Origin of the sequence: Nocardia niigatensis NBRC 100131 (assembly GCF_000308655.1) — a bacterium.
Taxonomy (GTDB): domain Bacteria; phylum Actinomycetota; class Actinomycetes; order Mycobacteriales; family Mycobacteriaceae; genus Nocardia; species Nocardia niigatensis.
Genome location: NZ_BAGC01000033.1, coordinates 187,409 through 208,743 on the forward strand (window position 1 = coordinate 187,409; position 21,335 = coordinate 208,743).

A 21,335-nucleotide genomic window follows, 5' to 3' on the forward strand; every position below is an offset into this window, starting at 1 on the left:
GGTGGTCGTCCTGACTCGAAAAGATGCTGACCGTGGTGTCATGTCCAGGATCTGTCGGTCGGTCCGGCTGCGGGGTTCACCGCACTGCCCGGTCGTGGCACTGGTGACTTGATAGACATCCCAGGAGCCTGAATGTCAAGCAGCAGACGGTTGAGCGGGACCTGGCCAGGCCCGTGGGTTCGTCGTAGATCGGCCAGTCCAGTTCGTTGTGGGTGATGCCGCGGGCCTCGACCTTGATCAGGACATCGCAGAGGCCGGGTTTCGCGTCGGGGGACGTCCCCATGGACCAGTCCCTCGATGCCGGGCTCGCGGGTGCGAACGCCTTCATCCTCAGCTTTTTTCGTTGTGCGAACGAATCGACGATAGGACGGGCGTCTCGACGGTGTCGGCTAATTCCCTGGGAATCCGATCGCTGGATCCTGATCCGAACTCAACAGGAAATGGCCCAGGAATACGACGTCCTCGTCGAGCGCGTCGAACTGGGCGATGCGCACCGCTTCCGGTTCGAAGAACACATCGCCCGGACCCAGCACCACCAGCGGTTCGCCCTCGATGCGATAGGCCACCGAGCCGGACACGATGCTGCCCACCACGGGACCATTGTGCGTGTGCAACCCGGCCGCCGTGCCCGCAGGCATGGAGATCCGGCGGGTCTGGATGCGATCGGTGTGCTTGGCGGGCGTCACCGCGACGTCCTGGATGATGGCACGGGTGACCGCCGAGAAGGATTGGGGCGGTGTGGTTTCCGGCATGCACCGAGCCTAGCCGGGGACGACAATGGACGCTAACCGGTTGGACTGGTTAGTCCTCGAGGGATTCGAACAGTCCCGGAATCGTCAGCGCGTACTCGACATCCTCGCGCGTCCCGAGCATGGTCAGCACGCCGCGGATCATCGTCAGCCGGGCCGCGTCGATAGTGTCCTGATCGGGTTCGCCGTGCGGGGCGCCGGCGGAAATGCGATAGACGACGAACTCGCAGGTCTGCAGCGCGGTATCGAGATCGAGATCCGTGGGTGCGGGCCGTCCGAGCCCGACGATCTTGGTGCGCACCAGGACCCGGATGTCCTCGATGGCCCGCTCGCGATAGGCCGACACCGGCGAGCCCGGATCGTGCAACTCGGCGAACAGCGGCGCCAGCATCGGTCCGTGGCCGCCCGCCCAGTGGAGATACGCCTCGATCATATTGATGCCGAGTTCGACCGGTTGCTCGGTGCGTTCCAGCGCGGACCGGATGCCGCCGACCAGATCCTCATTGGACACGGTGAGCAGTGCGTGCAGCGGCTCCACGGCATTGGCGAAATAGCGGTAGAACGTGGGCCGCGCCAGCCCGGCTTTGGCGATGATCCGCGCCACGCTCAACCCGCGCGAGCCCTGTTCGGCGAAGACCTCGGCGGTAGCCAGCACGATGCGGGCGCGCACCTGGTCGGCCTGCTTCTCCGTCTGCGGCGGGCGGCCGCGGCGGGCAGGGGTCCTCTGACCTGCCGCAGGGCTTGACATGGTGTGCGTCACGTCTATTAATCTAACACCAGTGTTCATGTAACACCGATGTTCAGATAATCTTGGGAACCACCCGCACCCGACTCCTCGAGAGGGCGACCAATGACGACTGCCCCGCAGCTCGCCGCCGCCGATGCGCTGCCTTTTGACCTGGTCCAGCGCCTGCTCGGCCACGCCGTCGCGGGTGGTGCGCCCTCGGTGGAGGTGTTCGCACCCGCCACCGGCGCCAAGATCACCGACCTGCCGCAGTCCTCGACCTCCGACATCGAGGCCGCCTTCGCTACCGCGCGCGCCGCGCAGCAGGAATGGGCGAACGTCCCGGTCGGGGCCCGGGCCGCGCTGCTGCGCCGCATCCACGATCTGGTGCTGGCCGAGCAGGACACCATCCTCGACATCGTCCAGCTCGAGACCGGCAAGTCCCGGGTGCACGCCTTCGATGAGGTCTCCGATGTCGCGGTCAACACCCGCTACTACGCGGCCGAGGGCAAATCGATTCTGGCGCACCGCAAGCCGCGCGGGGTCATGCCCGTCCTCACCCAGGTGGAGGTGCGCAACCGGCCCAAAGGCGTGGTCGCGGTCATCTCGCCGTGGAACTACCCTCTCGCGCTGGGCGCCTCCGACGCGCTGCCCGCGCTGCTGGCCGGCAACGCCGTCATCGGGCGGCCGGACAACCAGACCGCGCTGACCCTGCTGTGGGCCATCGACATCGCCGAGCGCGCCGGTCTGCCCAAGGGTCTGTGGCAGGCCGTGCTCGGGCGCGGCGCCGTGGTCGGCACCGAGGTCATCGCCCGCGCCGACTACGTCGACTACACCGGGTCCAGCGCTACCGGCCGCACCATCGCCCAGCAGGCGGGGGAGCGGCTCATCGGCTACTCCCTCGAGCTCGGCGGCAAGAACCCGCTGCTGGTGCTCGCCGACGCCGACGTGTCGGCCGCCGCCAAGATCGCGGTGCGGGCCTGCTTCGCCTCGGCCGGGCAGCTGTGCGAATCGATCGAGCGAATCTACGTGCACGACAGCGTGTACGACCGATTCATTACCGAATTCGTGGCCAACACCAAGGAACTGGATCTCGGCAAGACCCTCGATTACAGCTACGAGATCGGGTCGCTGACCTTCCCGCGGCAGATCGACACGGTCAGCAAGCATGTCGACGACGCTGTCGCCAAGGGCGCGACCGTCCTGGCCGGCGGCAAGGCTCGGCCGGACCTCGGCCCCTACTTCTACGAGCCCACCATCCTCGAGGGCGTGCGTGAGGGCATGACCGTCTACCGCGAGGAAACCTTCGGACCGGTCGTCTCGGTCTACCGCGTGTCCAGCGACGACGAAGCCGTCGCCCAGGCCAACGACACCGCCTACGGCCTCAATGCCAGTGTGTGGAGCCGCGATACCGACCACGGTCGCGAGGTCGCCGCGCGCGTGCGCGCCGGATCGGTCAATGTGAACGAGGGCTTCATCGCCGCCTGGGGTTCGGTGGCCGCGCCCTCGGGCGGGCTCGGCATCTCCGGCACCGGCCGCCGGCACGGACCCGAAGGCCTGCTGAAGTACATCGACACCCAGACCATCGCGGTGCAGCGGGGGCTGCCCATCGCACCGCTGCCGGGCATGTCGGAACAGTTGTGGGCCAAGACCATGACGCTCTACCTGGGCGTCATGAAGACACTGCGGCAGAAGTGAGTCCGCCGACCATTCGACAGGGGAACAGAGGGGTATGAAGACCGTAGCGGGCAAGAAGGTCCTGGTCACCGGGGCCGCCATGGGTCTCGGCAAGTCGTTCGCGCAGCGCGCGGTCGTCGAGCAGGCCGCCGACGTGGTGCTGTGGGACATCAACGAGCAGGCGCTCGGGGAGACCGCGGCCGAGCTGGCGGCCCGGGGCGGCAGCCGGATTCACCACTACGTGGTGGACGTGTCCGACCGTGACGCCATCGCCGAGGCCGGTGCGGCCGTGCGCGCCGAGGTCGGCGGGATCGACGTGCTGGTCAACAACGCCGGCATCGTGCGCGGCAACGGGTACTTCTGGGAGACCGAGAACCGGGCCGACATCGACAAGACCATGGCGATCAATTCGCTTGCGCCCATGTACATCGCGCTCGAATTCCTGCCCGCCATGGTCGCCAACAAGGGTGTCGAGGGCCGTGTCCTCAATATCGCCTCCTCGGCCGGACTCGTCGCCAACCCGCGCATGAGCGTCTACGCGGCGTCCAAGTGGGCGGCGCTGGGCTGGTCGGATTCGGTGCGCCTGGAGCTGGAGCAGTCCGGCAACGAGCACGTGAAGTTCACCACGGTCTGCCCGACCTACATCAACACCGGAATGTTCGACGGCGCCAAGGGCTTCTGGTTCACCCCGATCCTGGAGCAGGAGGAAGTCGTCGACACCTCCTGGGCCGAGATGAAGAAGGGCTCCGCCCTGGTCGTCCTACCCTGGACCTCCCGCCTCAACCGCGCCATCTCCGGCCTGCTCCCGCTCAAGGTCCGTGACTTCTACCTCAACACGGTCGGCGTCTACCACTCCATGGACGAATTCACCGGCCGCAAGCAGTGATTCGAGCCGCCGCTGCGCGGTAGCGGAGGGCGACGGCCCGGGCGAGTGTGTCTCGCCCGGGCCGTTTCTGTTCGCGCGGTGGGCGGGCGAAGGCCGCACGACCAGCGGTCAGGCTTCATCATTAACGGTGCGGGTGCTGTGCTCGATAGCCTCCGTGACGGTGACCGCGCGCGCCGGCGACCCTGTGCCATACTCTGCCGGGGTCGGGCGCAGCGCCCGAGGGAGGAAAGAGAACTCAATGGGCCTGTTCGACATGATCCGCGGCGAATTCGTCGACATCATCGAATGGTTGGATGACACTCGCACGACGCTGGCGTGGCGGTTTCCCCGCTACGAGAACGAGATCAAGAACGGCGCGGAGCTGATCGTCCGGGAGGGGCAGCAGGCCGTCTTCGTCTACCGCGGCCAGCTGGCCGACAAGTACGGGCCCGGTCACTACCAGCTGACCACCGAGAACATGCCGATTATGTCCACGCTGCAGGGCTGGCGGCACGGGTTCAACTCGCCGTTCCGGTCCGAGGTGTACTTCGTGAACACCCGCGCCGTCACCGACATGCGATGGGGTACACCGCAACCGGTCACCGTGCGCGACCCCGACTTCCGGATGGTGCAGATCCGCGCCAACGGCACCGCGAACGTGCGCGTCACCGACATCGAGGTGTTCCTGCGCCAGATGATCGGCACCAACGCCGAGGTCGACGCCGAAGCGCTGAGCGAGCAGCTGCGCGCCAATGTCGCACTGGCCTTCTCCGACATGGTGCTGGCCAGCGGCCTGGGCGCCATCGATCTGCAAGGCCGCCAGGTCGAACTGTCGGACAAGCTGCGCGAATTCGTCGGTCAGCGGCTGTCCGGCTTCGGCATCGGGGTCGAGGGCGTCACCATGACGATCTCGCTGCCCGAGGAGATCCAGCAGGCCATGACCCGCGGTGTGGCGCGCGGCGTCGAAGCCGGCGGCTTCATGAACAATGTCGACCTCAACCGCTACCAGCAGATGCAGGCCGCCGACGCCATGCTCGCCGCCGCCCAGAACCCCGGCGGCGGAATGGGAGCCGCCATGCAGGCCGGCATGGGCGTGGTCCTCGGCGGCCAGATGGCCGGCGCCATGCAGGGCAGCATGCAGCCGCAGCAGGGCGGCTACGCCCAGCCCGCCGCCCCGCAGCAGGCCGCCCCGCCGCCGCTCCCCGGCCAGCAGCAGTTCCACTTCGACAACGCCGGCCAGGCCGCGGGCCCGTTCCCGATCGACCAACTACGCCAGTACGTCTCGTCCGGTCAGCTGACCCGTGACACCAATGTCTGGAGCGAGGGCATGGCCGGCTGGCAGCCCGCCAACACCGTCCCCGCCCTCCAGTCCCTGTTCGCCACCCCGCCCCCGCTGCCGGGCACCCCGCCGCCGCTGCCCCCGCAGTAGCGGAAACTCGACCGGTGGCATCGTCCGCGCCTGCCCGGGCGGTGCGTCGAACCGGTCCGCGCGGGCGCGCCGAGACGGGTGAACCGGTAGTGAGACCCGAGCCCCCACAGCTCATCCCACCGCCTTCCCGCGCTCAGACACCGGCCCACCGGCCGCAGCCGCACCGCGGCCGATCGGCCCGCCGTACCCGGACGTCATCTCCGTCCGGACTGCCCGACATCCACGCCCGAGCCCTCGGCGCGTCCCGAAGTCCTTCCGCCCCATGGCGTGACACGAGTCCGCCGCACCGAGTGAGCTCCCATGAACGACAACCACCAGCAGTCGCACCCGTCCGGCCCCCCGCCGCTCCCGCCCACGGCCGACCCGCAACCATGGACGCCGCCGCCCCCGGCCAATGACCAGGCCCAAGGCGGCCTCCCACCCGCACAGCCGCCGCACCCCGGTGGCCCCGGCACGGGAGCGCCTGTCCCGCCGCCCCTTCCGGGCACCGTCCCGCCGATGCCGCAGCCTGGCGCGACTCCGCCGGGCGGCGTACCCCCGCAGACATGGGGCGCGCCTCCGCAACTTCCGCCCACCGGAGTGGGACAGGGCGGGGTCTCTCCGATGCAGCAGCCTGGATCGATGCCGCCGCGGCAGGGTTTCGCGCCGCAGCCCGGGGATGTTGCTGGGCCGGGGACCATTGCGCCGCCGCCACTTCCGGGATCGGGAGGTCCGGCGGGTCCGCCGCCGCTGCCAGGTGGCGGGATCGGTCGACCAGGAGGCGTTCAGTCGCCGCAGAACTTTGGACCGCCGAGTGGTGCTGCTGGGCCGGGAACTGTTGCGCCGCCGCTTCCGGGATCCGGGGCTCCGGCTGGGCCGCCGCCCCTTCCTCCCGCTGGAGTGGGGCAGGTCGGAGCTTCTCCGATGCCGCAGCCTGGATCGATGCCGCCGCAGCAGGGTTTCGCACCGCAGGTCGGCGCTGCCGCTGGGCCGGGAACTATCGCGCCGGAGCCCGGGGCTGCCATTGGGTCGGGAACTGTTGCACCGCCGCCGCTTCCGGGCTCCGGAGGTCCGGCGGGTCCGCCGCCGTTGCCGGGTGCTGGTAGCGGTCGACCAGAGGGTGTTCAGTCGCCGCAGAACTTTGGGCCGACCAGTGGCGCTGCTGGCGGGCCGGGAACTGTTGCGCCGCCGCTGCTCGGTGGGGTCGGGGCGGGACAGCCGGTGGGGGCTATGGCGCAGCCGGTGATCGTGGCGCCGGTGCTCGTGCCGGGTGTGGCTGCCCCGGGCCCGGGTGAGCCGGATGGTGCTGTGCCGCAGGGGGATCCGGTGGTGCCGGATCGGGCTATGCTGCATCAGACGGAGTTGACTCGGACGTATCCGTGTTCCTCTTGTGGGGCGCAGTTGGTGTTCGATCCGGTGGGGCAGGATTTGTTGTGCCCGAGTTGTGGGAATCGGACGCCGGTGACGGCGCCGGATGTGCCGGTGCAGGCTCGGGAGTTGGGGCCCGCTATTGCGGCGTTGCGGGAGTTGCAGGCGCATGCGGCGGGGCCGCAGGTGACGGGGGAGCGGGAGGTGAAGTGCCAGAACTGTGGTGGGACAACCGGGTTCACCGGAAGTCTCACCGCTACTCGGTGCCCGTACTGCGCCACGCCCATTCAGCGTGATGATGTGCACAATGCGCCGGCGCGGTTGCCGGTGGACGGTGTGGTGCCGTTCCTGGTGGGGGAGAAGCAGGCTCGCGAACTGGTCGAGAAGTGGGTGTCGGGGCGGTGGTTCGCGCCATCGAACTTCCGGAAGTATCGGCGGATCGGGGCTTTCTCCAGCCTGTACACCGCGTATTTCACCTATGACGCCGATACCCAGAGCTGGTACCAGGGCGAGCGCGGTGACGACTATCAGGTGCGGGTCGGGACGGATTCGGACGGTGAGCCGGTCTACGAGACCCGGACTCGCTGGTATCCGGTGGCGGGCGAGGTCGCCAATGATTTCGCCGATCTGCCGGTGCTGGCCAACGACAATATGAACCGTGAGCGGATTCGGTCGCTGGAGCCGTGGCCGGTCGAGCAGGCGCGCGCCTATTCACCGGAATTCGTGGCCGGGCACCTGTGCCGGACCTACGACAGCGACGCCGAGCAGTCGTTCCCGGAAGCGCAGCAGCGGATGGAATCGGCGATCGAATCGACCGTGCGCGGCGATATCGGCGGTGACCATCAGCGGATCCACCAGTTGAACACCAACTGGAACTGGCTGGCGTACAAGCATCTGCTGCTGCCGATCTGGCTGCTGACGGTCGTCTACATGGACAAGCCGTACCAGGTGTACATCAACGGCCTCACCGGCCAGGTGTCCGGTGACCGCCCGTGGAGCAAGGTGAAGATCATCGCCGCGATCCTGGCGGTGCTCGCGATCATCCTGGCGGTGGTCCTGGTGTACAGCAAGGTGCACGGCCACCACACGCCGGCGCATCCCACCGGACCCGTCCGCTCCACCGTCGCCCCGCCGCACCCGACCACTCATCGCTGACCCCACGAAAGTGAGCCGACCATGTTGATCGTCGTGCTGATCGTGCTGATCCTGATCGCGGCCGCGGTGGGCGGCGTCATGCTGGTGTCCTCCCGCCAGAAGACCGCGACCGCGGCCGCCAACCAGGTCGTTCCGGGCGCTCCCACCCGGGCCCCCGCCTCGTGGGCGGGCTCGCACGACCCGGAGCCGCGCCTGCACCGCCGCCTGCGCGACGCCATGCGGGCCCTGCACACCGCCGGCGCCCTCGACGACGGCGCCACCATCGTGCTGCGCGCCGAACTCGAGCAGGCCGCGCTGGCCTGGGACGACCGCCTGGTCGCCATGGCCGCCCTGCCCGCCGCCGCCCGCGGCGACCAGGTGGCGACCGCGACCACGGCGGTGGAATCCATCGAAGCGGCGGTGGCACAGTATGTCTCGGCCGCCACCCAGCGGACCGCCGCCGAGGTGAACGCGGGAATGAACGCGGCCCGCGCGCAGCTCGAGATCCAGGCCGAGATCCGGAAGTCCCTCGAAGCGGGCTGAGTCCCGGGAAAGGCTGCGGCCCCGCGGTACCGGCCCGGCTGCCTACTACGCGACCGCCCGGTGGCTACGGTCCGCCTACACCGACTTGCGGTGGGACATCCACGAGGTGGCCGTCGACGGCGACCTCGTGGCCCTGCACACCACCATGCACGGCCGTCAGATCGGTACGTTCCTCGTCTACGGGCCGGATGCCCAACCGGTGCAGGCGATGCCGTCGCTCGGGAAGACCTTCACCGTCATCCAGTCGCACTGGATCCGCATCGCCGACGGCCAGGTCATCGAACACTGGGCGAACCGCGACGACCTCGGCCAGGCCACCCAACTCGGCTTGGTCCCACCGACTCCGGTCTACCTGCTGCGCATGCGCCGCGCGTTGAGCGAGGCCCGCAAGGCGACGCACGGACACTGAGCACGCGGCCGGCGGACTCACTCCGCCGGTGAATCCAGTTCCGCCAGTGAGCGAATGACCGTGATCTTGTCGTCGGGGGTGACTGCCGGCCCGCTGCGGACCAGCCAATAGGCCCGCAGCCCGGCATTTCTGGCCCCGAGCGCGTCCCAGTCGTACCGATCGCCGACATAGGCCACCTGCTCCGGCGGCAGCCCGAGCATCTCGCATCCCGCGCGGAAGATCGCCGGATCCGGCTTGGCCGCACCGAATTCGTCCGAGCACAGGATGTCGTCCCCGAAGTGGTGCAGCAGCCCGACCGTGCGCAGCTTCCCGACCTGGTACGGCCGGGAGGCGTTCGAGATGACGCCGAGCGCCATCCGCCCGTCGAACCGCCGCAGGATGGGCGCGGCATCCGGGAATGCCGCCCACGCCGTATCCCGGTGTGCCGCATAGCGTCCGAACCAGGCGACCGGGTCGTCGGCCGTCACGTTCAGGTGCGCCAGGAATCGCACGGTGCGCACCGTCTGCTGCGTCTTGAAGGTGTGCTCACCGGCGAGGAACCGCAGGTACTCTTCCTCCTCGATCGCCCGCCACAGCGTCAGCGCGGCCTCCGGCGACTCGACCCGATCCAGCAGTTGTTCCGCCGCGAGATGTCGCAGGAACCCGATCCGCACGGTCGCGGAATAGTCGATGAGCGTGTCGTCGATATCGAACAGCACACCGCGAATGCTCATGCCCGCGTACCGATCACCACAGTGGCCCCCATCTCCTCGCATTCCGCGATCCGCGCCGCCAGCCCATGCTCGCGCATGACCTCCGCCGCGACCGGAGCCTGCTCCTCGCTCTCCTCGACAAGCAGATGCCCACCCGCCCCGAGCCATTCGCCCGCCGCCGTGGCGATCCGCCGCAACACATCCAATCCGTCCACCCCGCCATCGAGGGCCCGCCGCGGCTCATGATCGCGCGCTTCGGGTGGCATCCACGCGATCTCCTCCGACGGCACATACGGCGTATTCGCCAGCAGAATGTGCACGCGCCCACGCAGATCCGCGGGGACCGCATCGAAGAGATCACCCTCGACGACCCGAGCCCCCACCGCGGCGAGATTCTCCCGCGCACAGGCAACCGCCGCCGGTTCGATGTCCGCCGCCGTCAACTCGACCTGAATGCCTTCTTCTGCAAGTTCTTTCGCAAAAGCCAAACCCAGAGCGCCACAGCCGCAACACATATCGAGGACGACCAGTGGCGAATCCTGGAACACGCTGCGGCCCAGGGCAATAGCTTGCTCGACCAGGAAGCTCGTGCGCTGGCGCGGGACGAAGACATCCGGCGCGACGGCGACGCGGAGGCCGCGGAATTCCGCCCAGCCCAGGAGATGCTCGAGCGGGAACCCGGCGATGCGCTGTGTGACAAGCGATTCCAGATGGGCGGGGTCGGTGGCTGCGGTCAGCAGGAGGGCGGCCTCGTCTTCCGCGAAGACGCAGCCGGCCGCGCGGAGCCGCGCGACCAGCGTTTCGGTGGCGGAAGTGGTCACCGGATCATTGTGCACGCCCGGACTGCCGCCCGGATCGGGCGGGGTCCGGGCGTGAGGGGATCAGCGTTCGGTGGGGAGCCGCAGGGTGCGGGTGGTGTCGAGGTAGATGCCGCGCTGGCTGCTGCGGGCGGGCGGGGGCAGCTGGGAGACGAGCTGCTCGAGGGAGGTGGTGGCGCCGATGACCGGGATGCCGGCCACGATGAAGTCGGCCACCGCGCGGCGAATGTGGTTGGGGGAGGTCACCACAATGGCGCTGGTCGCGCCCGCGTCCCGGAGCATCTGCGCGCCGAACAGCGCGTTCTGCACGGTCGACCCGGCGCGGTGATCGGCCAGGATGCGGCCGGCGGGAATGCCGTGCCCGACCAGCCAGCCCTGCATGGCCGCCGCCTCGGTGATCCCGTTCTGCGGGTTGCCGCCGGTCACCAGGATCGGCGACATGGGCGAGGCGATCGCCTGCAGCCAGGCCGCCTGCATCCGGTTCACCAGCTCCGGCCGCATGGTCCCGTCGGGCAGCAGGCCGTAGCCGAGCACCGCGATGCCGGTCTGTGGTCCCGCGATCGCCGGGATCGGGTTGGGCAGGGTGCCGACCGCGGCGCCGATGGCCCGGAACAGATTCCGGGTCTCGTCCGCGAGCCGGCCGTCGACGCCGTTGAGCCGGTTCAGCGCCAGCTCGCGGGTGATGATGTCGCCGGTGTAGTCGGACCAGATCGCCTGCAGGGCGAGTGCCTGTGCGTCATCGGGTGATTCGTTGAGCAGGTTCCGCAGGTCCGCCAGTCCGGCCGCCTCGTTGCCGGCGGTGAAGTTGTCCTGCGCGGAGTTGTAGAGCGCCGCGGTGTCCGCGTGCGCGGTGCCGGTGCCGAGGATGGTGAGCGCGGCGGCCGCCGCCGCGAGCAGGATGGGAAAACGCCTGGCGATCTGCACTGCTGTCGACCTTTCGGAGGGTGTCACGCATCGCTTGCCGGCTATCCATGGAATTAGCTGGCTATTGTCTAGTTACCGAATGGGGACACGATACGACTGCCCAAGGCGGTTGTCGGGTATTTGCCGAACGGAATTCGCGGTTTCGGTCGAAGTCATAGCGGGAACGCGCGCGAGGCGTGCCGTGTCACAGCCAGGCTCCGGACATATCGCCGAACCGCCCGCCGGTGTGCGCGGGCATGGCGCGGTCGGGACTCGGGATAGGCTGTGTACCCGTGGATACGACTTCGCTCATCGGCAAGGAACTCGCCGCCGCCATCAACGCCGACACCAAGCAGCGCGCCGCCGCCCTCGCCGAGACGGGCGCCGCTCCCCGTCTGGCCCTCGTGATCCCGAACGACGACCCGGCCAGCGCGTGGTACGTGAAGTCCCTCAACCGCGCCGCCGAGCGCAATGGAATCACTTGCGAGAACGTCGATCTCGGCGTCGACGCCACGGCCGAGCAGATCCGCGCCAAGCTCACCGAGCTGTCGCAGGACCCGTCGGTGGACGCCATCATGCTGCAGACCCCGCTGCCCAAGGGCGTCGGCCTCGACGACGTCAGCTCGGCCATCGCGGCCGCGAAGGATGTCGACGGCGTCAGCCCGCTGTCGCTCGGCCTGCTGGCAGCGGGCCTCCCGGGCTTCCCGCCCGCTACCTCGGAGGCGGTGGTGGAATTGGCGAAGTTCCACGAAATCCCGCTCGCCGGTCGGCATGTCGCGGTGGTCGGCCGCTCGAACGTGGTCGGCAAGCCGCTGCTGCAGTTGCTGCTCGCGGAGAACGCGACCGTCACCATCGCCCACTCCCGCACGACGGATCTGCCCGCGGTCACCTCCGCCGCCGATGTCGTCGTCGCCGCGGTCGGCCGTGCGGGCCTCATCACCGCCGACCATGTCCGTGCGGGCGCGGTCGTCATCGACGTGGGTACCAACGAGGACGAGAACGGCAACATCACCGGCGACGTGAACGCCGCCTCGGTCACCGGCAAGGCCGCCGCCCTCAGCCCCGTCCCCGGCGGCGTCGGCCCCGTCACCACCGCACTGCTCATGCGTCACGTGGTCCAGGCCGCCGAATCCGCCCGCTGACGAAGCGGGTCAATGAACGAGATCAGGGAGCTCTCGCCGGGGGAATCTGTCCGATTCCCTGAGCTGAGAGCTCCCTGATTCCGTGACTACCGGGGTGAGCTGGGCTCACCAGTGTGTCGTGACCGGATCTCCGATGGAGACGTTGTTGTAGTACCACTCGGCGTCGGCCGGGGCCAGATTGATGCAGCCGTGGCTGACGTTCGAGTTGCCCTGCGAATCGACGGACCACGGGGCGGAGTGGACGTAGACGCCGCCCGAGGTGAGGCGCTCGGCGAACTCACCGGTGATCAGATAGCCCTCCGGATCGCTGAGCGGGATGCCGATGGTCCGGGAGTCGAAGGTGACCGTGCGCTCGCGGGACATCACCGGGAAGGTGCCGACCGGAGTCTCCCGCCCGGGCTTGCCCATCGAGGCGGGCATGGTGCGTGCGACGCCGTCGATCCAGACCGTGAACGTGTGCGCCGACATGTCCGCGTCGGCTGTGGTGCCGCCATTGGTCTGGAACTTGATGTGCTGGCGTCCGGCGAGGACCGTGATCGGCGAGCGGGTCGGCAGATAGTTGTCCGGCTGCCACATCAGCTGACGGTCGTCGATCCACGTGTAATGCCCGGCGAGGGAGTTCTGCGCGCGGACGTCGACGGTGCGTTCCGCGGCGGCGCGATCGGTGACCGCGGAGGCGAACTGGACGGTCACCGGGGCCGCGATGCCCACCACCTGCCCTGGGCTCGGTGTAATGGCTTGGACCGCTGGGAGATTGGGAGTTACGAGGGCCGCACCCGCGGCTCCGGTTCCGAACGCGGCCGCCGCGGCGACGGAGCTTGCGACGAACAGAGAGCGAATCGCTTTCCGCATTCCTGCATCCCTTCAAGAGGGGGCTTGGTTCCCCAGACTATGACTTGATCATCAGTCTCATCGGCAAATGTTTCCGGTTCGTGACAATTGTACCGGCGTGGGCGCTTTGTGAAATTCGGGGTGCCAGGTAGCAGGCCAGAAAATAGCTGTGCCCCGTTCCATAACGGAACGGGGCACAGTGCGGGTGGATTCGAGCCGGTCAGCGCGTGATAGCCGAGACCACATCGTTGTGCAGCGCATCGGCGCGCGCGATGACCTCTTCGATCTGCTTCAGCACCGGGGCGAACTCGGCGCCCGCCATGCCGTCCAGCGACGCCACATTGATGGCGATGTTCAGCTGCGAGCTGGCCGCCGCGGACCGGGCGCAGTCGGCCGCCGCGCCGATGTCGGTCACCACGTTCGGGTTGCCGATGGGTAGCAGTTCCGTTGCCAGAGAGACGATTTCGTCCGCCTCGGAGACCACGGCCGCGGGCACCCGGGCGGCCTGCAGCAGCGCGGCGGTGATGGCCTCGGCGCGGGCGGCCTGCTCGGCCTCGGTCTCCTTGGGCAGCTTGTAGGCATTGCCGACCCCGGTGAAGGCGGCCGCGTCGGCGTCGGCCAGGGCCAGCGAGCGCTCGCGGGCCACGTCGGCTGCGGCGATGATCCGGTCGATGACCGGGCGGTTCTCGGCGTCCTTGGCGCGGGTGGTGTAGCGCGCGACCATGGCGACCAGGGCCGCGCCCTGGGCCGCGTGCAGTGCCGCGACCGCGCCGCCGCCGGGTGCGGGCACCTTGGCGGCCAGCTCGTCCAGGTATCCCCGCAGTGTCGAGTCACCGAAGCCGGTGGTGTCCTGGGTCATGCGGGGTGGCCTCCCTTGGCAGTACGGGGAATTCGGGTGATTTCGCCGCTTACGGTACCGCTCCGCGAGCCGTCACCGGCAACCCGCCCGCTGTCGGTGTGCCAACAGGTGGGTAAGGTCCCCGACATGCGTATCGGACTGTCGATCAATTACACCGACGGCTTCAAGGAGACCGCCGCCGAGGTCGCCGACCTCGAACGGGCGGGCCTCGACATCGTGTTCGTGCCCGAGGCGTACTCGTTCGACGCGGTGAGCGCGCTCGGCTACCTGGCCGCCAAGACCGACCGGGTGCAGCTGGCCTCCGGCATCCTGCAGCTCTACACCCGCACGCCCACACTGACCGCCATGACCGCGGCCGGCCTGGACTACGTCTCCGACGGCCGCTTCATCCTGGGCCTGGGCGCCTCCGGTCCGCAGGTCATCGAGGGCTTCCACGGCGTGAACTACGACGCCCCCATCGGCCGCACCCGCGAGGTGCTCGAGATCTGCCGCAAGGTCTGGAAGCGCGAGCGCCTCGAGCACAGCGGCAAGTACTACAACATCCCGCTGCCCGAGGGCCGGGGCACCGGCCTGGGCAAGCCGCTCAAGCTCATCAATCACCCTGTGCGCGAGAACATTCCGGTGCTGCTGGCCGCGCTCGGCCCGAAGAACGTGGAGCTCGCGGCCGAGGTGGCCGAGGGCTGGCAGCCCATCTTCTTCCTCCCGGAGAAGGCCGACGCAGTCTGGGGCGACTCGGTGAAAGCCGGTCTGGCCAAGCGTGATCCGGCGCTGGGCGACCTCGAGATCTTCGCCGGCCCCGCGCTGGCCATCGGCGACAATGTGGACAGCTGGCGCGACGGCGTCAAGCCGCATCTGGCCCTCTACATCGGCGGCATGGGCGCCAAGGGCAAGAACTTCTACCACGCGCTGGCCACCAAGTACGGCTACGGCGCCGAGGCCGACCGCATCCAGGAGCTGTACCTGGCCGGCCGGAAGGAAGAGGCCGCCAAGGTGGTTCCGGACGATCTGGTCCGCGACGTCAACCTGATCGGTTCGGCCGGGTTCGTGAAGGAGCGGGTCGCGGCCTTCCGCGAGGCCGGTGTGACCGTGCTGAACGTGGTCCCGATGGCCGGTACCCCGGCCGAGCGCGTGAAGCTGATCGAGCAGCTGCGCGAGCTCATCTAGCTCTCGAATGCCGCGAAGCCGGGCCCGGGATGATCCCGGGCCCGGCTTCTGTGTTTCGGGCCGCTGCGCTCCGCGTGTCGGGCCACTGCCCTCAGCGCAGCGCGCTGAGCGCCTCCGCGAGCGTGGAATGCAGCGAGAACACCTGGTCCAGGTTGGTCATCTTCAACTGGCGGCTGGTGGCGGGTCCGTCGGCCACGATCACCAGGCGGGTGCCGGCCGCGCGCTTGTGCACGCCCACCAGCACCGCCATGCCCGCCGAGGCCAGGAAGCTGACCGCGGACAGGTCGATCACCAGGGCGGCGGGCTTGCCCGCGAGCGCCGCGTCGATCGCGTTCTCGAGGGCGGGCGCCGTGGCCAGATCGACCTCGCCGGTCACGGTGAGCACGGTGGCCTCAGCGTGCGGGGTGACCGAGGTGGTCATCGTGTCGGCGAAGGGATAGCCGTCTCCGGAAGTATTGGTCACGTTTGTTAAATCTGCCATGATCCGTCCGTTCGTGCTGCATCGTCTACCACATCGGTACTGGTTCGGTAGCCGGCGTTCCAGTGAAACCCGCAGCTACCGCACTCTTTCGGAGTCCTCCGAAACCGCCCGCCGAAGTCGTCCCGGCGGGCCCTGATTCACATGCGTCCAGCCGCTGAAAATGAAACGGCCGTTAGTCGCACCGACATCCGGACCCGGGTGCCGGGGCCGGAATTGTCGATGTCGAGATCGTCGGTGAGCGCACGCATCATGGCGATGCCGCGGCCCCGGTGACCAGGATCCGCGGGCAGCGGCCGCCACACGCCGGTATCGGACACCTCGATGGTGAGGGTGTCCACCCCGCAGTCCGCGTTGAGCCGCACTCGGCCCGGCTCGCCGCCCAGGTATGCGTGCTCGATGCTGTTGCTGCAGGCCTCGTTCGCGGCCGCCACCAGGTCCACCGCCGTATCGTGCGGCACCGCGGCGGCGGTCAGCCAGGAGCGCAGCGCGCGCCGGATGCCGGACAGCTCACGGGCTTCCGCGGGAACGTCCAGGCGCAGCGGCCCGGGCGGCTGCCGGTACACGACCATGGCCACGTCGTCGTCGTAGCCGGCGACGGGCCGCAGCCGCGACAGCACCGCGTCGGCCACATCGCGCGGCAATTGGCCTGCCACGCGCGACAATTCGTCGGCGAGCGCGACGAAGCGGTCATCGATGTCGACGCCGCGCTGCTCGACCAGGCCGTCGGTGAACAGCACCAGGGTGGAGCCCGGCGCCATCGCGGTGGTCGCCTCCGGGCGGCGCGGAATATCGAAGGTGGCCAGCGGGAATGCGCGCCCGCCCTCCAGCAGCCGGCCGCGCTTGGCAGGCTCGGCCAGCACCGGGGGCATATGCCCGGCATTGGAGTAGCGCACCAGCCCGCGCACCGGATCCAGGATGGCCGCGCACACGGTGGTGCACATGGCGCCCGGAATGCGGGCGGCCACGGTGTCCAGTTCGGCCAGCAGCTGGGCCGGGCCCGCGCCGCGTAGCAGCAGCGCCCTTGCGGCCGAACGTAATTGGCCCATCACCACCGCCGCCGACAGGCCACGTCCGACGCAGTCGCCGACGACCACGCCGATGGTGCCGTCCTCGAGCCGCACCACGTCGTACCAGTCGCCGCCGATCTCGAGCGGCGGCAGCGCGGGCTCGTAGTGCACCGAGAATCGCGGCGGCAGTTCGATCGGGCCGAGCATGGCGCGCTGCAGGGTGAGAGAGGTCGACCGCGCCTGGTCGAAGTTGCGCGCCCGCTGTACCGCCAGGCTCAGATGACCGACCAGCAGCGAGAACAGCGCCCAGTCACCGGGGGTGATCACGCGCGGCGCGGCGAAGCGCAGCCACAGCGCTGAATCGCCGCTCTCGCCCAGCGGTGCGACGATGCCCTCCGAACTCGACGCCCCCTCGGGGATGGCGAACATGGTGCGGCCGGGCTGCACTCGGGCGCGGTCGAGCAGGGCGCGCGCCCGGGCGTCCAGGACGCGCCGGGATTCGCCGCCGCCGGTCGGCCCGGCCTCGCCGCGCCGGGGAATGGGCTGGGTATCGTGCGGGGCCAGGCCCGCGCCGGTGTACGGATTGTCCTCGGAGACATACAGTTCCGGGCCCGCGTGATGGTTGGGCCAGACCGAGACCACCGCGGCCTCCGCGCCCACGGCCCGCCGCAGCTCCTCCAGGCCGACGGTGAGCACCTCGACCACGCTGGTGGCCGCGCCGACCGCGGTGGCCAGCCGGGAGACCGCTTGATCGCGGGCCTGCGCGTCGTGCTCGGCGGTGACGTCACGCAGCGTGCCTACGAAAATGCGTTCCCCGTTCTCGGGTTTCACCAGTGAGGAGGTCGACACCGCCAGCCACAGCTGCCGTCCGTCGCGATGCCGGATGGGCATCACGAAGCGGGCCGCGTCGGTGCCCAGATCCGGGTAGCGCGCCGCCTCGGGCAGGGTCCACGGGTGGGGGAGCGCGTACGGAATGCCGTCGGGCCCATAGCCGGTGAGCGCGCCGAACGCCGAATTGACCTCGATCAGGGTGCCCTGCGCGTCGACGACGAAGAAGCCGTCCTGCAGCGATTCCACCAGCGCTGTCCGGAAGGCGTCGCGGCCCGCGAGATCGTCGGCGCGGGAACGCTGTTGCTCGTAGCGCCGGGTCCCGTCCAGGAAGCCGCGGGTGGCGACGTCCAGTGCCGCCATGGTCTGTAGCAGGAACTCCAGTGCCGCCTCGGTGCGGTCGGTGCCGTCGGGGGCGGGCCCCAGCCCCTCGACCTCGAGCAGCCGGAAATGGTGCTCGGTGAGGTCGAGAATGCTCACGCCCTCCACCAGCGCCCGCCGCCCGAGTTCGTAGCCCTCGGCCAGGGTGTTCTGATTGGGGGCGCGCAGGTGCAACCGGAGCGCGGCGGCGTACGCCTCGCGGAAAGCGGCCAGTACCGCACTCACGCCGGAATCTCGCTCATGGCTTCACACTCGGAATGGGTTGGGAGGGATGGGGATACCCGCGATGGCGGGCCGCGAGCACGAGCGCGTCGTCGGTGTCCTTGGCGTGGCGCGCCAGGATCTCGGCGGTGATCTCCGCGGTCGGCTTGGACAGGTCGACGGCGTCGGCGAAACTGCTGGTGATGCCGTCGGTGGACATGAGCAGCAGGTCGCCGGGCCGCACCGGCACGGTTTGTGGCTGCAGGTTCGGCGGTAGCAGGTAGCCGACGATGCCGCCCGACAGCAGCGCCGTCGCGCGGATGGCCGGTTGACCGGGAGCCGCTGCCACGATGCGGGATTCGACATTGCCGACGCCCAGCCAGTGCACGCGGTCGCCAGAGTCGAACAGCGCCAGCGAGACCGCCGCGCCGCGGGTGTCGGACATGGCGCGATGGCACAGCAGCAACAGCACATCCAGTGGCTCGGCGCGGTTCTCGGCCAGCACCTGCGCCGCCCGATCCGAGGCGTCCGCCGCGGCCGCGCCGTGGCCCAGACCGTCCAGTACCGCGAAGAGCACCGAGCCCCCGCCCGCGTCGAGCACGACCGACCGGTCACCCGAAACACGTTGCCCCGGCAGCGCGCGACCGGCGACGGCCCATTCGACCGCGCCGATGAAACCGTCCTCACGCACCGCTGGGCACCCACTTCCACATTTCGACGAGGGTGCCGTTCCCCGGATGGGAATTGATGACCATGCCGTCCATCAGTCGCTTCGCGCCCGGAAGACCCAGTCCCAGACCGCGTCCGGTGGAGAACCCGTCCTCCATGGCGCGCGGAATGTCGGGAATGCCGGGCCCATTGTCCTTGGCCTGCACCACCATCGAGCGCCGGCCGTCCCGATCCTGCACGGCCAGCCGGATCTCCCCGGTGCCGGCATAGCTCGTGATATTGCGCGCCACTTCGGAAATGGCAGTAGCGATCATGGTGCGATCGGAGAGCGAGAAGCCGAGTTTGGCAGCCAACTCCAGCCCCGCTTGCCGAGCGGTCACGATGTCGTTCGACACGTTCACCGCGATCACCACGTCGTCAGCGGCCACGATCACGACCGTCTCGTTGGCTGCGACTCTGGGTCTTCTTGTTCAGCCAGGCCAGGCCTTCCTCGAGGTCCAGCGCGGTGTGCATGTCCTCGAAGGTGAGCCCCAATTGCACCATGGCGAAAGCGACTTCGGGCTGCAGGCCCACGATGACCGTTTCCGCGCCCCGCAGCTTGGTCATGTGGGCGATGGTACGCAGCGATCTAGCGGCAAAGGAGTCCATTACGTCGATTGCGGTGACATCGACGATGATGCCCTGGGCGCGATATCTGCTGACGTAGGTCATCAGATCGTCTTGCAGGCGTTCGGTATCCGCGTCGGTGAGCGCTGACTGCACCGACGCAATGAGATAGGTGCCCTGCTTCAGAATGGGTACCGGCATCTGCCCCGCCCTGATTACCGTCCGTCGCGATCGGTGACGCGCGACACCTCGTAGCCGAGCAGCCGCTCCGCCTCCTCGATGCCACCCTGGAGATCGCCGACGGCATTCATCTTCGACAGATCCAGGCCGATGGTCACCAGGGTAAGTGCGATCTCCGACGACAGGCCGGTAATGATGACGTTCGCACCCATGAGTCCGGACGCGTCGACCGTCTGCACCAGGTGGTTGGCGACCGTGGAGTCGATCGCCGGCACACCGGTGATGTCGATGACGACGACTTTGGCGCGGTTGGCGCGGATGGCGCGCAGCAGCTGCTCGGTGAGCTGACGCGCGCGCTGCGAGTCCAGCACGCCGATGATGGGGAGGATCAGCAGCTGCTCGCGCACCTGCAGAACCGGGGTGGACAGCTCGCGAATCGCCTCCTGCTGCTGGCGGATGACGCGTTCGCGCTCCTGCACGAAGGACACCGACACGGTGTTGGCGATGCGGTTGGCGGCCGGTTCGTAAGCGTCGAGCACCAGCTTCAGCAGCTCGAAGTCGGACTGGTACTTCTCGAAGAGGCTGCGCGCCAGCACGTCTCGCAGCAGGAGCACGATGCCGACGACCTCGTCGGTCTCGACGCCTCTGGGGATGATGCGTTCGGAGAGGTCGCGGGCATAGGTCTGCAGGGCTTCGACGCTACCGGTCTCGAGCACCTCGACGTAGTTGTCGTAGACGGAGGTGGCTTCCGAGAAGATTTCCTCGGGGGTCATGGCGGTGAGCAGCTGGGCATCGGTGATGCGACGGGCCCACTCCTCGCGCAGTTCGGTGCGGTTCTGCCGCAGGTGCTCGACAAGCTGCGGAAGCAGGTTGTCGACGGAACCCGCGGGCAGCGAATCCGCCGAGAGACCGATGGACACGTCGGACATGAAAACTCCTGCCCCTTTCACTAAGGCCAGGTCGGGTGCTCACTTCGACGGCCGATAACCGGCCGTGTGCTCGGTGCCGACCGCCGTCGGAAGCCGATGCCGAGCCTAGTCTTACCCAGTACCCGATGGGTGCCAAACCAAACCCTGGTCGTGCTGGGAATTTCGTGTCAGGTGTGCGCGTCGCGGGTTTCCGGTCTGCGGTGATGAGCCAGCAAGGTGTCGTAGATATCGGCGAGCGCGCTGAGCTGGCCACGATCGAGCACATCGACCATGTGACGGCGCACACTCTCGACATGCGCGGGCGCGGCGGAATCGAGCACCTGGGAGCCCTTGTCGGTGAGCACGGCCGCGGTGCGGCGGGCGTCGTCGGGGATGGATTCGCGAGCGACCAGACCGCGCTTCTCCATGCGGGTGATCTGATGCGAGAGCCGGCTCTGCGACCACTCCAGCACGGCCGCGAGTTCGGCGAAACTGCGGCGATGGTCGGGTGCGTCGGCGAGCCGGGCCAGCACCGTGTACTCCACGTAGGTCAGATTGGACTCGCGTAGGGAGTCGCGTCCGACCGCGGCGGCGATGAGATCGCGGGTGAACACGAACCCCAGCCACGCGCGCATCTCGACGTCATCCAGCCAGCGGGGATCGGCCACAGTTCCACTCCCGGGTTCCGTTGTCATGCTAAATCCTCCCCGCCGCCGACAAGCGCATCATGCACAGGTAACACCCGCCCGATTGAAGGTGCAACAGGTACCTGTTCGCGGCCGCCTGTC

General features: G+C 68.8%; 22 protein-coding genes. 8 read left to right on the plus strand and 14 right to left on the minus strand.

Features of this window, described 5'->3' with window-relative positions; translation table 11 throughout:
• Positions 1-389 precede the first annotated feature (389 nt).
• Both ON33_RS09005 and ON33_RS09010 read right to left on the minus strand, forming a co-directional pair.
• Positions 390-752: a cupin domain-containing protein gene (locus ON33_RS09005; RefSeq protein WP_051151815.1), complete on the minus strand. Its 363-nt coding sequence runs from the start codon at positions 750-752 to the stop codon at positions 390-392.
• 49 nt (positions 753-801) lie between these two features.
• The gene (locus tag ON33_RS09010; protein WP_306307511.1) at positions 802-1,509 is read right to left on the minus strand and encodes a TetR/AcrR family transcriptional regulator; all 708 of its coding nucleotides are present in this window, start codon (positions 1,507-1,509) and stop codon (positions 802-804) included.
• 90 nt (positions 1,510-1,599) lie between these two features.
• On the opposite strand from ON33_RS09010, the gene ON33_RS09015 reads away from it, so the two are divergent.
• From ON33_RS09015 to ON33_RS09040, 6 genes are all read left to right on the plus strand, one after another.
• Entirely contained in the window at positions 1,600-3,171 is a 1,572-nt protein-coding gene (locus ON33_RS09015) for a succinic semialdehyde dehydrogenase (RefSeq protein WP_040857353.1), read from the plus strand.
• 34 nt (positions 3,172-3,205) lie between these two features.
• The gene (locus ON33_RS09020; RefSeq protein ID WP_040857355.1) at positions 3,206-4,036 is read left to right on the plus strand and encodes an SDR family NAD(P)-dependent oxidoreductase; all 831 of its coding nucleotides are present in this window, start codon (positions 3,206-3,208) and stop codon (positions 4,034-4,036) included.
• Positions 4,037-4,274: 238 nt separating this feature from the next.
• On the plus strand, positions 4,275-5,444 hold the full coding sequence (locus tag ON33_RS09025) for an SPFH domain-containing protein (protein WP_040857357.1): 1,170 nt from the start codon (positions 4,275-4,277) through the stop codon (positions 5,442-5,444).
• A gap of 1,440 nt (positions 5,445-6,884) precedes the next feature.
• The gene (locus ON33_RS43945) at positions 6,885-7,946 is read left to right on the plus strand and encodes a TFIIB-type zinc ribbon-containing protein (RefSeq protein WP_157184456.1); all 1,062 of its coding nucleotides are present in this window, start codon (positions 6,885-6,887) and stop codon (positions 7,944-7,946) included.
• A gap of 21 nt (positions 7,947-7,967) precedes the next feature.
• The gene (locus ON33_RS09035) at positions 7,968-8,468 is read left to right on the plus strand and encodes a hypothetical protein (RefSeq protein ID WP_040857359.1); all 501 of its coding nucleotides are present in this window, start codon (positions 7,968-7,970) and stop codon (positions 8,466-8,468) included.
• 13 nt (positions 8,469-8,481) lie between these two features.
• Complete coding sequence (locus ON33_RS09040; protein ID WP_083868751.1) at positions 8,482-8,877, plus strand: ester cyclase; 396 nt, start codon at positions 8,482-8,484, stop codon at positions 8,875-8,877.
• Between the two features lie 17 nt (positions 8,878-8,894).
• On the opposite strand, the gene ON33_RS09045 is transcribed toward ON33_RS09040, so the two are convergent.
• From ON33_RS09045 to ON33_RS09055, 3 genes are read right to left on the minus strand one after another with little or no spacing between them, the layout of a single operon-like run.
• Complete coding sequence (locus ON33_RS09045) at positions 8,895-9,590, minus strand: HAD family hydrolase (protein ID WP_051151817.1); 696 nt, start codon at positions 9,588-9,590, stop codon at positions 8,895-8,897.
• Entirely contained in the window at positions 9,587-10,390 is an 804-nt protein-coding gene (locus ON33_RS09050) for a putative protein N(5)-glutamine methyltransferase (RefSeq protein ID WP_040857502.1), read from the minus strand. Before ON33_RS09050 ends, ON33_RS09045 begins: the two co-directional genes overlap by 4 nt.
• Positions 10,391-10,450: 60 nt before the next feature.
• A complete protein-coding gene (locus tag ON33_RS09055) occupies positions 10,451-11,311 on the minus strand; it encodes a YdcF family protein (protein WP_085996702.1) in 861 nt (286 codons plus the stop codon).
• A 272-nt stretch (positions 11,312-11,583) separates the two neighbouring features.
• Between ON33_RS09055 and ON33_RS09060 the strand changes: the two genes are divergently transcribed.
• Entirely contained in the window at positions 11,584-12,432 is an 849-nt protein-coding gene (locus ON33_RS09060) for a bifunctional 5,10-methylenetetrahydrofolate dehydrogenase/5,10-methenyltetrahydrofolate cyclohydrolase (RefSeq protein WP_040857360.1), read from the plus strand.
• Between the two features lie 105 nt (positions 12,433-12,537).
• Here ON33_RS09060 and ON33_RS09065 read toward each other — a convergent pair whose 3' ends face one another.
• Both ON33_RS09065 and ON33_RS09070 read right to left on the minus strand, forming a co-directional pair.
• Entirely contained in the window at positions 12,538-13,284 is a 747-nt protein-coding gene (locus ON33_RS09065) for a L,D-transpeptidase (RefSeq protein WP_040857361.1), read from the minus strand.
• A 199-nt stretch (positions 13,285-13,483) separates the two neighbouring features.
• A complete protein-coding gene (locus tag ON33_RS09070) occupies positions 13,484-14,122 on the minus strand; it encodes a cyclodeaminase/cyclohydrolase family protein (protein ID WP_040857362.1) in 639 nt (212 codons plus the stop codon).
• Between the two features lie 126 nt (positions 14,123-14,248).
• On the opposite strand from ON33_RS09070, the gene ON33_RS09075 reads away from it, so the two are divergent.
• A complete protein-coding gene (locus tag ON33_RS09075; protein WP_040857363.1) occupies positions 14,249-15,286 on the plus strand; it encodes an LLM class F420-dependent oxidoreductase in 1,038 nt (345 codons plus the stop codon).
• A 91-nt stretch (positions 15,287-15,377) separates the two neighbouring features.
• Here ON33_RS09075 and ON33_RS09080 read toward each other — a convergent pair whose 3' ends face one another.
• From ON33_RS09080 to ON33_RS09110, 7 genes are all read right to left on the minus strand, one after another.
• Positions 15,378-15,707, minus strand: a complete 330-nt coding sequence (locus tag ON33_RS09080) for an STAS domain-containing protein (protein ID WP_040857506.1) — start codon at positions 15,705-15,707, stop codon at positions 15,378-15,380.
• A 197-nt stretch (positions 15,708-15,904) separates the two neighbouring features.
• Positions 15,905-18,208, minus strand: coding sequence for a SpoIIE family protein phosphatase (locus ON33_RS09085; RefSeq protein WP_040857364.1), 2,304 nt, complete (start codon positions 18,206-18,208; stop codon positions 15,905-15,907).
• Between the two features lie 13 nt (positions 18,209-18,221).
• Positions 18,222-18,875, minus strand: coding sequence for a SpoIIE family protein phosphatase (locus tag ON33_RS09090; RefSeq protein WP_040857365.1), 654 nt, complete (start codon positions 18,873-18,875; stop codon positions 18,222-18,224).
• Positions 18,868-19,281: an ATP-binding protein gene (locus tag ON33_RS09095; protein WP_245550440.1), complete on the minus strand. Its 414-nt coding sequence runs from the start codon at positions 19,279-19,281 to the stop codon at positions 18,868-18,870. The genes ON33_RS09090 and ON33_RS09095 overlap by 8 nt, the downstream gene beginning before the upstream one ends.
• Positions 19,271-19,660, minus strand: a complete 390-nt coding sequence (locus ON33_RS09100) for an STAS domain-containing protein (protein ID WP_040857366.1) — start codon at positions 19,658-19,660, stop codon at positions 19,271-19,273. The genes ON33_RS09095 and ON33_RS09100 overlap by 11 nt, the downstream gene beginning before the upstream one ends.
• A 14-nt stretch (positions 19,661-19,674) precedes the next feature.
• Positions 19,675-20,568, minus strand: coding sequence for an STAS domain-containing protein (locus ON33_RS09105; RefSeq protein WP_040857367.1), 894 nt, complete (start codon positions 20,566-20,568; stop codon positions 19,675-19,677).
• 167 nt (positions 20,569-20,735) lie between these two features.
• Positions 20,736-21,242, minus strand: coding sequence for a MarR family winged helix-turn-helix transcriptional regulator (locus ON33_RS09110; RefSeq protein WP_245550414.1), 507 nt, complete (start codon positions 21,240-21,242; stop codon positions 20,736-20,738).
• Between the last annotated feature and the right edge of the window lie 93 nt (positions 21,243-21,335).